Origin of the sequence: Actinoplanes sp. NPDC051411 (genome assembly GCF_040682075.1) — a bacterium.
In the GTDB taxonomy this organism is placed as follows: Bacteria; Actinomycetota; Actinomycetes; order Mycobacteriales; family Micromonosporaceae; genus Actinoplanes.
The window spans coordinates 99972-113890 of record NZ_JBFBAD010000009.1 but is presented as its reverse complement, the minus strand read 5'-3'; the positions used below and the strand labels follow the sequence as shown (position 1 = coordinate 113890).

At 72.0% G+C, this 13919-nt stretch carries 12 protein-coding genes and 1 pseudogene; 8 read left to right on the top strand and 5 right to left on the bottom strand.

The features are described from left to right. Positions 1-3: 3 nt before the first annotated feature. Positions 4-957, bottom strand: a complete 954-nt coding sequence (gene meaB / locus AB0M88_RS07560; RefSeq protein WP_364096917.1) for a methylmalonyl Co-A mutase-associated GTPase MeaB — start codon at positions 955-957, stop codon at positions 4-6. Continuing rightward, complete coding sequence (locus AB0M88_RS07555) at positions 954-2138, bottom strand: acetyl-CoA C-acetyltransferase (protein ID WP_364096913.1); 1185 nt, start codon at positions 2136-2138, stop codon at positions 954-956. Before AB0M88_RS07555 ends, meaB begins: the two co-directional genes overlap by 4 nt. A 70-nt stretch (positions 2139-2208) precedes the next feature. Here AB0M88_RS07555 and mce point away from each other — a divergent pair, with 70 nt between their 5' ends. The 4 genes and pseudogenes from mce to AB0M88_RS07535 form a co-directional block, all read left to right on the top strand. Beyond that, complete coding sequence (gene mce, locus AB0M88_RS07550) at positions 2209-2694, top strand: methylmalonyl-CoA epimerase (protein WP_364096910.1); 486 nt, start codon at positions 2209-2211, stop codon at positions 2692-2694. A gap of 279 nt (positions 2695-2973) precedes the next feature. Beyond that, a complete protein-coding gene (locus tag AB0M88_RS07545; RefSeq protein ID WP_364096907.1) occupies positions 2974-4266 on the top strand; it encodes a DivIVA domain-containing protein in 1293 nt (430 codons plus the stop codon). A 285-nt stretch (positions 4267-4551) separates the two neighbouring features. Beyond that, complete coding sequence (locus AB0M88_RS07540; protein WP_364097030.1) at positions 4552-6192, top strand: Laminin subunit beta-1; 1641 nt, start codon at positions 4552-4554, stop codon at positions 6190-6192. A gap of 211 nt (positions 6193-6403) precedes the next feature. After that, positions 6404-7594, top strand: a pseudogene (locus tag AB0M88_RS07535) (AI-2E family transporter); the annotation flags it as partial. 79 nt (positions 7595-7673) lie between these two features. Here AB0M88_RS07535 and AB0M88_RS07530 read toward each other — a convergent pair. Continuing rightward, positions 7674-8465 (bottom strand): alpha/beta hydrolase, encoded by a 792-nt coding sequence (locus AB0M88_RS07530; protein ID WP_364096904.1) that lies wholly within the window; start codon positions 8463-8465, stop codon positions 7674-7676. Positions 8466-8514: 49 nt separating this feature from the next. Beyond that, the gene (locus tag AB0M88_RS07525; RefSeq protein WP_364096901.1) at positions 8515-8904 is read right to left on the bottom strand and encodes a hypothetical protein; all 390 of its coding nucleotides are present in this window, start codon (positions 8902-8904) and stop codon (positions 8515-8517) included. Between AB0M88_RS07525 and AB0M88_RS07520 the strand changes: the two genes are divergently transcribed. The 3 genes from AB0M88_RS07520 to AB0M88_RS07510 are packed head-to-tail and all read left to right on the top strand — an operon-like array spanning position 8903 to position 12589. Then, on the top strand, positions 8903-10399 hold the full coding sequence (locus AB0M88_RS07520) for an aldehyde dehydrogenase family protein (RefSeq protein ID WP_364096898.1): 1497 nt from the start codon (positions 8903-8905) through the stop codon (positions 10397-10399). The genes AB0M88_RS07525 and AB0M88_RS07520 overlap by 2 nt on opposite strands. 25 nt (positions 10400-10424) lie before the next feature. Continuing rightward, on the top strand, positions 10425-11084 hold the full coding sequence (locus AB0M88_RS07515; protein ID WP_364096895.1) for an ATP-binding cassette domain-containing protein: 660 nt from the start codon (positions 10425-10427) through the stop codon (positions 11082-11084). Beyond that, positions 11081-12589 (top strand): DUF6297 family protein, encoded by a 1509-nt coding sequence (locus tag AB0M88_RS07510; protein ID WP_364096892.1) that lies wholly within the window; start codon positions 11081-11083, stop codon positions 12587-12589. Before AB0M88_RS07515 ends, AB0M88_RS07510 begins: the two co-directional genes overlap by 4 nt. Here AB0M88_RS07510 and nucS read toward each other — a convergent pair. Next, positions 12586-13245, bottom strand: a complete 660-nt coding sequence (gene nucS, locus AB0M88_RS07505) for an endonuclease NucS (protein ID WP_364096889.1) — start codon at positions 13243-13245, stop codon at positions 12586-12588. The two genes, AB0M88_RS07510 and nucS, sit on opposite strands and share 4 nt — an antisense overlap. A 52-nt stretch (positions 13246-13297) precedes the next feature. On the opposite strand from nucS, the gene AB0M88_RS07500 reads away from it, so the two are divergent. Continuing rightward, a complete protein-coding gene (locus tag AB0M88_RS07500) occupies positions 13298-13915 on the top strand; it encodes a DUF4126 domain-containing protein (protein ID WP_364096886.1) in 618 nt (205 codons plus the stop codon). The last annotated feature ends 4 nt before the right edge of the window (positions 13916-13919 follow it).

Here is a 13919-nt window from a genome sequence, read left to right as displayed (position 1 = left end):
CGGTCAGAGGCCCTTGATCAGCTCGTCGGCGGCGGCGTACGGGTCGGTGTCGCCGTCCGCGACCCGGGCGGCGAGGGTGGTCAGCGCCGTGCCCTCGCGGAGGCTGCCGATTCGGGCCCGCAGCGTGCCCAGCGCGATCGCCTCCACCTCGCCCGCCGCCCGGCGTTCGCGCCGCAGCCGCAGGTTGCCCGTGTCGGCGAGCCAGGCCCGGTGCTTCTGGATCGCCGCGACCACGTCGTCGATGCCCTCGCCGCGCACCGCCGTCGCCCGCACCACCTGGGGCCGCCAGTCGCCCGGCTCCCGTTCGCCCAGCGCGAGCATGCCCTGGATGTCGCGGTAGGTCGCGTCGGCGCCCGGCCGGTCGGCCTTGTTGATCACGAAGATGTCGGCGATCTCGAGCACGCCCGCCTTGACCGCCTGGATCGCGTCGCCCATGCCGGGGGCCAGCAGCACCAGCGTGGTGTCGGCGAGGGAGGCGATCTCGACCTCGGCCTGGCCGACGCCGACCGTCTCGACCACGATCACGTCGCAGCCGGCGCCCTCGAGCACCCGGACCGCCTGCGGGGTCGCCGCGGCCAGGCCGCCCAGCTGGCCCCGGCTCGACATCGAGCGGATGTAGACGCCGCGGTCGGTGGTGTGCTCCTGCATGCGCACCCGGTCGCCGAGGATCGCTCCGCCGGTGAACGGCGAGGACGGGTCGACGGCGAGGACGCCGACCCGGTGGCCGCCCGCGCGGAGCGACCGGACCAGTTCGTTGGTCGTCGTGGATTTGCCCACGCCCGGTGCGCCGGTCAGGCCGACGACCTGGGCGCGGCCCGCGTACGGCGCGAGCGCGGCCGCCACGTCGGGGAGCGCCGGGTCGCCGTTCTCGACCAGGCTGATCAGCCGGGCCACCGACCGCGGGTCGCCCTCGCGGGCCGCCGCGACCAGCGCCGGGACGTCGCGGCTCCGCCTCACGCGGCGGGCACCCGCACGATCAGCGCGTCGCCCTGGCCACCGCCGCCGCACAGTCCGGCCGCGCCGAGGCCGCCGCCGCGCCGGCGCAGTTCCAGCGCGAGGGTGAGCACCAAGCGGGCGCCCGACATGCCGATCGGGTGGCCGAGCGCGATCGCGCCGCCGTTGACGTTGACGATCTCCTCGTCGACCTTCAACTCGCGGGTCGACTGGATGACCACCTGCGCGAACGCCTCGTTGATCTCGACCAGGTCGAGGTCGTCGACGGTCAGGCCGGCCTTGCCGAGGGCGTGCCGGATCGCGTTGGAGGGCTGCGACTGCAGCGAGGCGTCGGGGCCGGCCACGTTGCCGTGGGACACGATCTCGGCGAGCCAGGTCAGGCCGAGCTCCTCGGCCTTGGCCCGGCTCATCACCACGACCGCGGCCGCGCCGTCGGAGATCGGCGACGAGCTGCCCGCGGTGATCGTGCCGTCCTTGAGGAACGCCGGGCGAAGCTTGCCCAGCGACTCGGCGGTGGCGTCGGGGCGCACGCCCTCGTCGGTGTCGATCGCGGTGTCGGTCCCGCGGTTTCCGGCCTTGACCGGCGCGATCTCGTCGGCGAACCGGCCCTCGCGCTGGGCGGCGGCCGCCCGCTGGTGGCTGCGGGCCGAGAACGCGTCCTGCTCCTCGCGGCTGATGCCGAGGCCCTGGCCGCTGCGCTCGGTCGACTCGCCCATCGCGACGCCGTCCCACGGGTCCATCAGACCGTCGTACGCCATGTGGTCGCGCACAAGCACGTCACCGAACTTGGTGCCCTGCCGCTGGTTCATCAGGAGGTGGGGCGCGTTGGTCATCGACTCCATGCCGCCGGCGACCACGATGTCGAACTCGCCGGCCCGGATCAGCTGGTCGGCCAGCGCGATCGCGTCGAGCCCGGAGAGGCACACCTTGTTGACCGTCACGGCGGGCGTCGTCATCGGGATGCCGGCCGCGACCGCGGCCTGGCGGGCCGGGATCTGCCCGGCGCCGGCCTGCAGCACCTGACCCATGATCACGTATTCGACCTGGTCGGGGAGGACCCCGCCGCGCTCCAGGGCGGCTTCGATGGCCCGGCCGCCCAGCGTGGTGGCGGGCACGTTCTTGAGGTTGCCGAGCAGGCGGCCCATCGGAGTGCGGGCGCCGCTGACGATCACCGAACTGGTCACGGGTCTCTGCCTTCGAAAGCTGGGGCGGGCTATCGCCTTAACGGACGTTTAGACAGGTAAGACTAGTGCTATGACCGACACCTCACCCAGCCCGGCCGGCGCCGACCATGTCACACCACCGTCACCGGCCCCGGGCCTCGCCGTCGAATTCTTGCGCATCGACCACGTCGGTGTCGCGGTTGCCGACCTGGACGCGGCACTGACCTTCTATGCCGACACCTTCGGCCTGCGCTGTGTGCACGAGGAGACCAACGAGGAGCAGGGAGTCCGCGAGGCGATGCTGGCGGTCGGCGACGGCACCGGACCGCGCCTGCAGCTCCTGGCCCCGGCCCGCCCCGACTCGGCGATCGCCAGGTTCCTCGACCGCAGCGGCCCGGGCCTGCAGCAACTGGCCTACACGGTGGCCGACGTCGAGGCGACCGCCGCGGCCCTGCGGGCGCGGGGGTTGCGCCTTCTCTATGAGAAGGCGCGGCGGGGTACGGCCGGGTCGCGGATCAACTTCGTCCACCCGAAGGACGCCGGCGGAGTTTTGGTGGAATTAGTCCAGCCAGCGTGATTAGTACCTCTTGTGAGTGAATCGCCCGCACATCGGCGGCCGGGGCTGGCAGGATCGAGGGCATTGAGGGGCGCGACCGCGATACTCAGTGGACGGTTGCTGACCGAACCCCGGATGTAGCAGGTGGCGGCCCGGCGAGTCGTCGCCGACGGCCGGACGGTCGCGTCCGCCCGAACGGCCAGCGGTGATGCTCCCGGGCAGGTCAAAGGTGATCTAGGTTTGCCTTTCTGATGTCGCCACGCTCTTGCGTGGCAGGTGCGTCTTCGCCAGGATGGCCCAATGCCCCAGCAGCAGGATCAGAACCTGGCCTTCTTCGACACCGCTAATTCCCAGCATGATTTCACCGTCGTGCTGCGTGGCTACGACCGTGGGCAGGTCGACGCCCATCTCGGTCGCCTGGTCGCCGCGCTCAATCAGTCCGAGCAGGCCCGTGGTGAGGCCGAGCAGCGGATGAACGACGCGCAGCGCCGTCTGCGCCAGGCCGAGCAACGTCTCAACACCCTCGAGCAGAAGCTGGCCGACAGCAACAAGCTGCTGGAGGAAAACAACCGGCCGACGCTCTCCGGGCTGGGCACCCGGGTCGAGCAGATCCTGCGGCTGGCCGAGGAACAGGCCAACGATCACCGCAGCGAGGCCAAGCGAGAGTCCGAGGGCATCCTCTCCGCGGCCCGCCTCGAGGCGCGGGAGATCACCGACAAGGCGCGGGCCGAGGCCGCCGCGATGAAGGCGACCGCCGAGCGTGAGGCCGGCCAGGTGCGCACGCACGCCGAGCGCGAGGCCGCCGAGGCCCGGGTGCAGGCCCGTCGCGAGGCCGACACGCTGCGGTCCGACGCCGACCGCGAGACCAAGCAGCTGCGCACGGTCACCGCGCACGAGGTCGCCGAGCTGAAGTCGACGGTCGAGCGCGAGGTGGCGTCGCTGCGGGCGACCGCCGAGCGCGAGATCACCCAGCTGCGGGCCAAGGTGTCGCGCGAGTCGGAGGAGAAGCGCGCCGAGGCGACCAAGATGCTGACCGACGCCCGCGACAAGCGCGACAAAGACCTGCAGGCGCTGGCGCTCGAGATCGCCGAGCGGCGCGAGAAGGCCGAGCGCGAGGAGTCGGAGCGGCACGCCGCCCAGGTCAACGCCACCCAGAAGATGGTGTCCGAGGCCGAGCAGCGGGCCAGCGCGGCCGAGGACCGGGCCAAGGAGATCGAGCAGCGGGCCGAGCAGCGCCGGGTCGAGTCGGAGCGGCACGTCAACGAGACCACCGAGAAGTCGCGCGCCCTGGCCGAGAAGACGGTCAGCGAGGCCCGGGCCGAGGCCCAGCGTCTGCTGAGCGAGGCCCGCACCGAGGCCGAGCTGACCACCCAGGCGGCCAAGCGCGAGGTGGAGGACCTGACCCGTCAGAAGGACGCGGTCACCAACCAGCTCGGCCAGATGCTCTCCGGCCTGTCCGGTCTCGTTCCGGGTGTCGGCGCGGCGGCCAAGCCGGCCGAAGCGGCGAAGGCGGCCGAGGCGCCGGCGCAGCGCGCTCCCGAGCCGGCCAAGACCGACGGCGAGAAGCCGGTCGTGGCCCAGCGCAACGGCTGAGACCACCAGCTGAGACCGGCCAACGCCCGCGCCACCAGGTGATTCACAGCTGAGTCATTCGCCACTGGTCGCTCCGGTTGCGTACTCCTTGTGGGTACGCCACGGTAAAGCGAACGGCGGTCAGTCTGTACGACGAAGGCCGTATCGGAGTTTCTCCGGTGCGGCCTGACTCGTTTGGGGCGCGTAGCCTGGCCTCATCGGCCGGCCCAGACAAATCACAACTAGACGCATACTCCGCTCAGGACGGTGTGTATCGGTACGTCGCGGGACGATGCGTATGTGAGGATGGACAACATGTCGCACGGCGGTGAAATCTTCGGTCTCGGCGGGGACGCGGCCACCGAGCCCAGCTTCGAGACCGCCCTGCGGGGTTACGAGAAGAAGCAGGTCGAGCGCTACGTCGCCCGGGCCGAGAACGAGATAGCGGCACTGTCCGCCGAGCGCGAGCAGGCATACGCGCAGATCCAGGCGATGAACGCGCGGATCGAGCAGCTCCAGCAGGAGGCCGTCCAGGCCCGCCGGCAGGGCCCGCTCAGCGGCGAGGTCTCGTTCCGCCACCTCGGGCCGCGGGTCGAGCAGATCCTGACGCTGGCCGAGGAACAGGCCGAGGCGATCAAGGCGTCGGCCACCGACGACATCGCCGCCCGGCTGGCCGAGGCCGAGCGCATCCGGGCCGAGGCCGAGGCACACGCCCACGACGCCGTCCGCGACTTCGAGGTCGCGCTGGCCGCCCGCCGCAAGGACGAGGAGCGGGCCGACGCGGCCCGCCGCGCCGCCTCCGAGAAGGCGCTGGCCGCCGCCCGCCACTCGGCCGAGCAGATGCGCGCCGAGGCCGAGCAGGGGCTGGGCCGGGCCCGCGCCGAGGCCCAGCAGATCACCGACCGCACGGCCCGCGAAACCCAGCGGGCCCGCGCCGAGGCCGACGGTTACGTTCAGTCCACCCGCATGCAGGCCGACCAGGAGATCAAGGCGTTGCGCGACAAGGCGCAGCAGGAGATCGCGGCGGCCCGGTCCAACGCCGAGCGCGACCACAGCGAGCTCAAGGCGACCGTCGAGCACGAGCTGGCCCAGCGCCGCCAGGCCGTGGTGCAGGAGCTGGCCCAGCTCCGCAGCGGGGTCGAGAAGCAGTGCGCCGACCTGCGCAGCGAGGCCGACAAATACGCCGAAGAGGTGCTGCGCCGCTCCGACGACCAGGCCACCGCGGTCCGCAAGGAGATCGCCGCCCAGCAGGAGAAGATCGCCCAGGCGGCCCGCGATCTGGAGGCCGCCGAGGCCAAGGTCGCGGCGGCTCAGGGCCGGGTGACCGCGGCCCAGGAACGGGCGCAGAGCAGTGAGCAGGAGGCCGAGCGGATCGCCCAGCGGCTGGCCGCGGCCCGGAAAGACCTCGAAACCGAGAACAACCGGCTGGCCGAGGCGAAAAAGGCGGGCGACGCCGCCGAGCGGCACGCGACCGACGTACGCCGTCAGGTGCAGCGAGAAGCGAAGCGCGTCGCCGAGCTGGCCGCCGCGGCGGTGCTGGCCGCGGCCGCCTCCCCCGACGACCTGCCGGAGGAGGCCGCCGAGCCGGAGAGGGCGGTGGCGGGCGGCCCGGTCGGGGCCCACTCCGCCGACGCTAAGGCCGCCCACGCTTCGGACGCCAAGTCCGCCCACGCTTCGGACGTGAAGGCGGCCCACGCCGTGGACACCAAGGCGGCCCACGCGGCCGACGTCAAGGGCACGCACGCCGAGGTCAAGGGCACGCACGCCGAGGTCAACGGCGCGCACGCCGAGGCCAAGGGCGCGCACGCCGCCGACAACGGCGCGTCGGGCGGCGCCCACAGCGCGACCGACAAGCCGGGCGCGGGCCAGCACACCTCGGGCAAAATCAGCGCGTCGGCCAAGGTGACCGTGCCGCCGGCGACCCGGGTCGGGGCCGACGCCGAGTAATCACCGTCGCAAATTCGGTCGACACCGAAGTAAGGCGTAGCGTTTTCGGCTTCGGTGGGGATAACGTCCCGGCCGACAGGTTCGGCCGACGACGGAAGGCTCTCCGGTGACCGATCACCCGACCGCGCCCGAGGAGACCACCGCCGGGCCGACGACGGCCGGGCCGACGACGGCCGCGACACCGCCAACCTCGGCGCAGCCAACCTCGACGCAGCCCACTTCAGCGCAGCCCACTTCAGCGTCGCCCACTTCGGCGCCGCCCACTTCGGCGCCGCCCACTTCAGCGTCGCCCGCCTCGGCGCCGCCGGGGGACGGGGCGCCCGTCGACGCCGCCGAGGAGGACCACCGGGAGGGGCGCTTCGGGCAGCCCGGGCCGCCGTTGAGCCGGCGCAACCCGTTCATGTTCGGCCTGCTGATGGGGCTCGGGCTGATCCTGGCGTACGCGGTCTTCCTCGGCGTCCGCAACGCCGCCTCGATCCTGGTTTTGATCTTCATCGCGCTGTTCCTGGCCATCGGCCTCAACCCGGCGGTGGTCCGGCTGCGCAAGTGGGGTCTTCCCCGCGGCGGCGCGGTGGCGATCGTCGCGCTGCTGGTGGTCGGCCTGCTCGGCGGGGCCATCGTCTCGCTGATCCCGCCGCTGGTCAGCCAGACCACCCAGCTGATCGACAACGTGCCGGGGTACATCGAGAGCCTTCAGCGCAACCAGACGGTCAACGACCTGGTCCAGCGCTACGACGTCCTCACCAAGGTCAAGAGCGCGCTCAACCCGGGCACGGCCGCCAGCGCGGTCGGCGGCGTGCTCGGTGGCGCCCGGCTGCTGTTCGGCACGATCTTCAACGTTCTCACCGTGCTGGTCCTGACGATCTATTTCATGGCGTCGTTCGACCGCATCCGGGAGGGCGGCTATTCGCTGGTCCCCGCGTCCCGGCGTAAGCGGGTGCGCCTGCTCACCGACGAGATCCTGACCAAGGTCGGGGCGTACATGGTCGGCGCGCTGATGATCGCGCTGGTGGCCGGGGCGAGCAGCTTCGTGCTCGCCCTCATCCTCGGCCTGGGCTACCCGTTCGCGCTGGCCGTGGTGGTCGCGGTCTGCGACCTGATCCCGCAGATCGGGGCCACGCTGGGTGCGGTGATCGTGAGCCTGGTCGGGTTCGCCCACTCGCTGACCGCCGGGCTGGTCTGCGCCGTGTTCTTCATCGTCTACCAGCAGATCGAGAACTACCTGATCTATCCGAACGTGATGCGCCGCTCGGTCAAGGTCAGCGACGTGGCCGCGGTGGTCGCGGCCCTGCTCGGGGTGGCGCTCTTCGGCGTGATCGGTGCGCTGGTGGCGATCCCGATGGTCGCGGCGGTCCAGCTGATCATGCGCGAGGTGCTGGTCCCCGCGCAGGAGCACCGCTAGTCAGCGAGAGCCCGAGGCACGGCAACGGCGCGCCGGAGTACCGCTAGTCAGCGAGGGCGGGGCAAGAAACGGCGCGCCGCTAGTCCAACTGCTTGGGCACGGGCACGTCGGCGAAGGCGGCGACGGACCGGTCGGCGTACGCGTTCATGTCGCCCGTCTCGATCGGGCCGTCCCAGGTCCGCGGCAGCGGGACCGGAACGCCCGGCGCGACCCGCCGCACGACCTCGTCGAGCACCTTCTCGGCGTCGCCGACCCAAAGGTGCTTGGCCCCGGCGACCGGCACCACCTCGGCCTGCGGAATGGCCGCGAAGCGTTCCAGAGCCGCAGCCGGCCGAAGGTAGTCGTCGAACTCGGGGATCAACGCGGTCAGCCGTTTGCCGTCGGCCGCCCAGGCCGCCAGGTGCGAAGTCTGGCTGAACCGCAGCGGCGGCGAGAGCAGGATCGCCCCCTTCACCGCCGGGTCGAGCCCGTGCATGAGCGTCAGGTCGGTGCCGAACGACCAGCCGAGCAACCAGATGCCGGGCAGGTCGGCGAACTCCGCGTATTCGATCGCGGCGGCCACGTCGTAGCGCTCGTCGACACCGGACGAGAACGTGCCCTCGCTGGTGCCGCGGACGCTGCTGGTGCCGCGGGTGTTGAACCGCAGCACGGCGATCCCGGCCAGCGCGGGCAGGCGCCAGGCGGCCTTGCGGAAGATGTGGCTGTCCATCATGCCGCCGTGGGTGGGCAGCGGGTGCAGGCAGACCAGCGTGGCGACCGGGTCGCTGTCGAGCGGCGTGGCCAGCTCACCGACGAGCGTGAGGCCGTCGGCGGTCTGCAGCTCGATGTCCTCCCTTTTGGCCGGGAGGATCGAGTTCGCGCGGATGTTCATAGGTCGGCCTTCAGTCGTTTTGGGGCGGTGGGCGGGGCGGTTGGAAGGCTTACCCATAGCGTGGGGCGTTGCGTGACCGCTCCACGTTAGGGCCGCGGCGGTCACGCGCCTTCCAGCAACCGGTGTGCCAGTGCCGCCGGTCGCTCTCGTCGCCCCGCCCGTCGATCGGCCAGGCCACCACGTGGGCGACGCCGGGGCGGATCTCCTGCATGCAGCCGGGGCACCGGTAGGTCTTGACCGCCGCGCCGCCGAAGATCGAACGGACCATCCACTCGCCGTCCTGCCACTGCTGGACGCCCTCGATGCCCTTGCGGACCCGCTCGTCGGTGAGGGACGACGGCGGCGTCTCCGACGCGCCGCGGCGACGGGGATGGTTACGGCGGGGGCTCACCCTTCCAGGGTACGGGGGAAGCCGTACGCGATTTAGACTCACGTTCATGACCGCTACCCGTGTGCCCGGCGTGCCGGAGATCGAAGACGGCGTGCTCATCTCCACCAATCCGGCCACCGGCGAGGAGGCCGGCCGGGTGCCGGTCGCCGACGCCGGGGCAGTCGCCGCGGCGGTGGCCCGCGCGCGGGAGGCCGCCCTCTGGTGGCAGGGCCTCGGGTTCACCGGTCGCAAGGAGCGGCTGGTGCGCTGGCGCACGCTGGTCAGCCGCCGCATCGAGGAACTGGCCCGGGTCACCCGGCTCGAGACCGGCAAGCCGGAGGCCGACGCGATCGTCGAGGCGGTCGGCGCGATCGAGCATCTCGACTGGGCCGCCCACCACGCCAAGGCGGTGCTCGGCCCGCGCCGCACCCGCACCCGGCTGCTGACCGCCGAACACGTGGGCCACCTCGAATACCAGCCGTACGGCGTGGTCGGCGTGATCGGCCCGTGGAACTATCCGATCCTCACGCCGATCGGCCCGATCAGCAGCGCGCTGGCCGCCGGCAACGTGGTCGTCTTCAAGCCGAGTGAATACACCCCGGTCGTCGGCCAGTGGCTGGCCGACACGTTCGCCGAGGTGGTGCCCGAGCAGCCGGTGCTCCAGGTGGTGCACGGCCTCGGTGACGTCGGCGGCGCGCTCTGCCGGTCCGGGGTCGGCAAGGTCGCGTTCACCGGGTCGACCGCGACCGCCAAGAAGGTCATGGCCGCGTGCGCGGAAAACCTGGTTCCGGTGGTGATCGAGGCGGGCGGCAAGGACGCGCTGATCGTCGACGCCGACGCCGACGTCCCGGCCGCCGCCGAGGCCGCGGTCTGGGGCTCGATGACCAACGCCGGCCAGACCTGCATCGGCATCGAGCGGGCCTACGTCGTGGCCCCGGTCTACGACCGGTTCGTGGCCGCCGTGGTCGAGAAGGCCGGCAGGCTGCGCACCGGCCACGAGATCGGCCCGATCACCATGCCGCGGCAGATCGACATCATCCGCGACCACATCGACGACGCCCTGGCCAAGGGCGGCAGGGCGGTGCTCGGCGGGGCCGGGGCGGTCCAGCCGCCGTACGTCGCGCCGACCGTGCTGGTCGACGTGCCGGCCGATTCGAGCGAGATCCGCGACGAGACGTTCGGCCCGACCCTGACGATCACCAAGGTGGCGGACGCCGACGAGGCCCTGCGGCAGGCCAACGACACGTCCTACGGCCTGGGCGGCGCGGTCTTCGGCAAGGCGAACGCGGTGCGCATCGCCCGCCGGCTGCGCTCGGGCATGGTCGCGGTCAATGGAACGCTCACGTTCGTCGGCATGGGCAACCTGCCGTTCGGCGGGGTCGGCGACTCCGGTTTCGGCCGGATCCACGGCGAGGACGGGCTGCGTGAGTTCGCCCGGGCCAAGGCGATCACCGTACGCCGCGGCCCGTCGATGCTGCCGGCGATGACCTTCGAACGCACCCCGGCCCAGGTCGCCCGCATCGTCAAGGCGGTTCGACTCCTCTACGGCCGCGGGCGCGCCTGAAATCCGGGCTGCTACCGTCCGTCACGTGGTAGATCAACCCGCCGTCGCGGTGGATGGGCTCTACGTCAGCTACGGCTCGACGCCGGTGCTGGTCGACGTGTCGCTGCGCGTCCCGGCCGGCGCCGGGGTCTGCGTGACCGGCGAGAACGGCATCGGCAAGTCGACGCTGCTGCGGTGCGTGAGCAGCCTGCAGCGGCCCGACCAGGGAAATATCAAGATCTTCGGGAAGCCGGCCGGGTCGACACCGGAGTTCTGGCGGCAGGTGGTGACCACCGTGGAGGCCCCGACCTGGTACGCGGGTCTGACCGCCCGCGAGCACGCCGAACTGGTCTGCCGCGCCCACGGCGCCGACCCGGAGGAGGCCGGCGTCGACGAGGCGCTGGAGCGGCTGGGCCTGGCCGGGCACACCGACGCGATCCCGCCGTCGCTCTCCTCGGGGCAGAAGCAGCGGCTCACCCTCGCGCTCACCCTGCTGCGGCCGAGTTCGCTGCTCATCCTGGACGAGCCCGAGCAGCGCCTCGACCCGGAGGGCCGGGCCACGGTCGCCGAGATGCTGGCCGACTACGTGGCGAGCGGCGGCTCCCTGCTGATGGCCAGCCACGACGACGTTTTCGCGACCGCCTCGGGCGCCCAGATCACCAACATGGAGACGCTGACGGCGGACGGGGCCGTGGGCAAGCCATGACTCTCCAGGCGACCGACCTTCCCGCGCTGCGCAAGTGGATCCGGCAGCGCCAGACCGCGCACCGCGAGCGCGGCGCGACGGCCGGCAACGTCTACTTCGTGGTGCTCTTCATCGCGATCGTCGGCGGCATGCTGCACAAGCAACTCGCCGTGATCTTCTGGCCGGCCCACCCGAACGCGTCCGAACTGGCCGGACTCGCCCTGCTGGCGACCGGGGTGGGCGGCATCTTCCTGGCCCTGCGCCGGCTCGGCCCGCTCGGTCTCAGCCGTCCGGCCGCCTCGTTCCTGCTCACGGCCCCGGTCAGCCGGCGGCGGCTGCTGGCGCCCTCGCTGCGTCTGGCGACCCTCGCGGCGGCCCTGGTCGGAGCGCTCTTCGGGCTGGCGATCACGGGGCACGTGGCGTACCGGCCGATGCCCGGCGGCCTGGCCGCCGCCCTTCTCGTCGGCAGCGCCCTGGCCGGCATCGTCATCATGCTGTTGGCGCTGGCCACCCAGGCGGCCCACAGCTGGGCGCCGTGGGCCGACCGGCTGGCCGGCCTGGTGCTCGCGGCCGGGCTGGCCGGCTTCGTCGTCGACTCGGCCGTGCACGCCCCGCGGGCCGGCACCGACTGGCCGATCGCGACCGCCGGCCTCGCGGCCGGTGCGCTGGGCGTGCTCGTGGTCGTGCTGATGACGGTCTCGGTGATCCGGCTCGGCGGCACCCCCAACGAGCGCATCCTCGAGTCGGCCCAGACCGCGGGCACGCTGCTCGACAGCGCGTTCGGGGTGGAGCCGTCGTTCGTGACGGAGATGATCGAGCGGCGCTACTGGGCGAAGCGGCAGCTGCGCTCGGTGCGGCTCTGGCCGCGGGTGCCCGCGCTGGTGGCTCAGGATCTGCTGCTCGCGCTGCGCCGGCCGCGCCGGCTTCTGTGGACGGCCGGGTCGGCCGCGCTGCCCGGCCTGCTCGTGCACTTCCCGGCCTGGGTGCTCGGGGCGGCGGTGCTGCTCGGCGGCATGTTCGCGGCCGGGGCGTCGACGGCCAACGTCCGCACCGACGCCGCCAACCCGGTGCTCCTGCGCCTGCTCGGGCTCGACTCGCGGCAGGCGGTGTCGCAGCGGATCTGGGTGCCGGCGGTGCTGGCCACGATCTGGTCGACGGTCGCGCTCGGAGTCCTGCAGGCGCTCGGCGACCTGCCGCCCGGCCAGTGGTGGGTGCTCGGCCTGGTGCTCGGCCCGGTCGGCGCGACGGCGGCGATCCGCAAGGCCCGGGTCGGCTTCGTCCGCAACGACACGATGGCGTTCGACACCCAGATGGGCGTCTCGATCTCGCCCGGCCCGCTGTTCAAGGCCATCTTCGGGCCGGACGCGCTGCTGCTCGGCCTGCCGACGCTGTTGCAGATCGCCCAGGGCCACCCGCTCACCTGGACCCTCGTGCTGGTGCAGGCGGTCGTCGGCGGCTTCGGCGCGCGGGCCTACATCGCCGGCACGACCGGCCACGACCGGGTCGAGCTGACCAACAACTATTAGAAGAGCGTGAGCTCGTCGCGCTCCATGCCGCGCAGCTTGCCGTAGTCGACGACGACGCAGCGGATGCCCCGGTCGGTGGCCAGCACCCGGGCCTGCGGCTTGATCTCCTGGGCGGCGAAGATGCCGGTCACCGGGGTGAGAAGCGGGTCGCGGTTCATCAGTTCGAGGTAGCGCGTCAGCTGCTCGACCCCGTCGATCTCGCCGCGGCGCTTGACCTCGACCGCCACCGCGGCGCCCGCGGCGTCCCGGCAGAGCAGGTCGACCGGGCCGATCGCGGTCATGAACTCGCGGCGTACGAGCGTGAAGCCCTCGCCGAACGTCTCCGGGTGGGCGGCCAGCAGCTCCTGCAGATGGGCCTCGACCCCGTCCTTGACCAGGCCCGGATCGATGCCCAACTCGTACGAGGTGTCCTGGAAGATCTCCTCGAGGGTGATCCGCAGCTCCTCGCCCGCCCTGTTGACGACCTTCCACACCCCGGGCGCCTCTTGCAGCTTGCAGGGCGGGCTCATCCAGTTGAGAGGCTTGTAGGCCCGGTCGTCGGCATGGATCGACACCGATCCGTCGGCTTTCACCATGACCAGGCGCACGGCCGAGGGCAGGTGGGCCGAGAGCCGTCCGACGTAGTCCACGGAGCATTTCGCGATGACCAGACGCACCCGACGACAGTAGCGGAAGGCGCCGGTGGCCCACGGATGCCATCCTGGTGTCGTGCTCGAAGCATTGACCGGAACCGGTCTGGCCGCATCCGCGGGCCTCAATGCCTATATCCCCCTGCTCCTCATGGGCCTGCTCGCCCGGTTCACCGACGCGATACAGCTGCCGAGCGGCTGGGCCTGGCTGTCCAACGGCTGGGTGCTGCTGATCCTGGCCGTCCTGCTGTCGATCGAGACGGTCGCCGACAAGGTGCCGGTGGTCGACCACTTCAACGACATCGTGCAGACCGTGGTCCGGCCGACCGCCGGTGGTCTCGCCTTCGGCGCCGGCTCGGAGTCCAAGACGGTGACCGTCTCCGACCCGGGCACCTTCTTCACCTCGCATCAGTGGGTGCCGGTGGTGGCCGGCATCCTGATCGCGTTCTGCGTGCACGGGGTCAAGGCGACCGCCCGCCCGGTGGTGAACGTCTCCACGGCCGGTTTCGGCGCCCCGATCGTCTCCACGCTCGAAGACTTCAGCAGCGTCGCGATGTCGCTGCTGGCGGTGCTGCTGCCGGTGCTGGTGCTGGTCGGTCTGTTGCTGATGCTCTGGTTCGCGGTCTGGGTGGTGCGCCGGCGACGACACCGGCGGGTCAAAAGGGAGACTGTCGAGACCCAGCAGATCTTTGGTTGACTCT

What these genes read in the sequence shown, in the direction of transcription:
- mce (WP_364096910.1), top strand. Translation starts at nt 2,209, where the DNA reads ATGACCGACACCTCACCCAGCCCGGCCGGCGCCGACCATGTCACACCA.
- AB0M88_RS07545 (WP_364096907.1), top strand. Translation starts at nt 2,974, where the DNA reads ATGCCCCAGCAGCAGGATCAGAACCTGGCCTTCTTCGACACCGCTAAT.
- AB0M88_RS07540 (WP_364097030.1), top strand. Translation starts at nt 4,552, where the DNA reads ATGGACAACATGTCGCACGGCGGTGAAATCTTCGGTCTCGGCGGGGAC.
- AB0M88_RS07530 (WP_364096904.1), bottom strand. Translation starts at nt 8,465, where the DNA reads ATGAACATCCGCGCGAACTCGATCCTCCCGGCCAAAAGGGAGGACATC.
- AB0M88_RS07520 (WP_364096898.1), top strand. Translation starts at nt 8,903, where the DNA reads ATGACCGCTACCCGTGTGCCCGGCGTGCCGGAGATCGAAGACGGCGTG.
- AB0M88_RS07525 (WP_364096901.1), bottom strand. Translation starts at nt 8,904, where the DNA reads ATGAACGTGAGTCTAAATCGCGTACGGCTTCCCCCGTACCCTGGAAGG.
- AB0M88_RS07510 (WP_364096892.1), top strand. Translation starts at nt 11,081, where the DNA reads ATGACTCTCCAGGCGACCGACCTTCCCGCGCTGCGCAAGTGGATCCGG.